The organism is Arthrobacter sp. 05T47 (genome assembly GCF_056395825.1).
Window position 1 is genome coordinate 1 of record NZ_JBFTKG010000151.1, and the last position, 1343, is coordinate 1343.

Below are 1343 nucleotides of genomic sequence, written 5' to 3' on the forward strand. Positions count from 1 at the left end.
CCCACTTCCTTCCCGATCCGCTTACCGAGTTCAGCCGAGAAGCGGAGCGCTGCGTCAAGCGGGCGGTGGTGGATGGCGGCTGAGACTATCTGACCGTTCTCGTCCTTGGTGAGGATGGTGACTCCGTAGAGCCTGAGTCCGCCGAACGCCGTCGCCTGCCACTCAAGATAGGTGCGCGGACCGTTAATGGTTTGCTGCGTGAACTCCAAAGATTCGTAAATAGAGCTGGCTGCGCTCATCACCGTTTTGACGTTCTCCCGGCCGGTGAGCGGAGACCGGATGACAGACGCCTCAAGGACAATGTCGCGGTGGAAGGCCTCGCCAAAGTCGTCCGCGGACTTGCTGGCAAAGGCGTGGATCCAGCCCTGAGCGCCGGCTCCGCCAGATGCACTGGCAGATGCTTCAGAAACTTCTTGGAGGAACCGGCCGATGAGTCCGGCCACGTTCTGAGGCTGCTGGACATGAGGCCAGTGGCCCGCCCCGCTGAGCACTTCCACCTTCACATGCTGGAATCGTGGGGAGACCACTGAAGACACCAGTTCAGCGGTGGCGAAACCATCGGCTTCACCGCGGATTATTAATACCGGTGAGCTAAATTCACTCTTCTCAGGGGCGTCCGGGATCCCCTCGTTCCAGCAGTCAACGAGGTGCGTCACCACTTCCGGGCGGATGCGGCTGCCTATATAGGTGAGCTTGTCCAGCCCGAATTCGTTCAGCCCGCCGCCCAGGTACATCCGAACCCCGCGCTGTGCTTCTACGTCCCCACCGAGCTGCCGGAAGGAGCTGACAGCTTCCTCGGGAAGGTGCGTCCCTGCTAAGGGAACGGGCGTAACGAATACCGCGCCCACCACCTTGTCCGGGTGGCGGACACCCACGAGCTCGGCCACGAGCGTTCCCATGCTTTGCGCGACGAGTACTACGGGCTTGTCCAGCCCAGCCACGACGCGGGCGACGTCGTCGGCATACCGCTCCAGACTGTAGGGGCCCTCATCCCCGCTCCGGTCCCCCATCCCTGCCAGGTCCAGCCTCAGCAGTTGGGCGTCCGCGGTAGCGAGTTCGGAGACGACGTCGTCCCAGACACTCTGATCGTCCAGGAAACCGTGGATGAAAAGCACGGCCACATCGCCGCTGCCAGTGGTTGTCAGGGAGGGATCCTGCTCCTGCAACTGTTCTATTACGGTAGTCACTTACTGCTCCTTGGCGAGGGTGGACCCGGACGGCGACCAGGCTGCTGTATTAATTGGCGACCAATCATCCGGCTGACCGTCCAGGCGTGCCATGCGCTGCTTGTGTTTGGACTTCAGAAGGTCGTCCTCAAGGGGTGTGGTGAACACGTTTTCAAC

General features: G+C 61.6%; 1 protein-coding gene. It reads right to left on the reverse strand.

The genetic code is table 11. The features are described from left to right. On the reverse strand, positions 1 to 1187 hold a 1187-nt coding region (locus tag AC1DEY_RS23460), incomplete at its 3' end, for an alpha/beta fold hydrolase (RefSeq protein WP_476870095.1). Positions 1188 to 1343 lie beyond the last annotated feature (156 nt).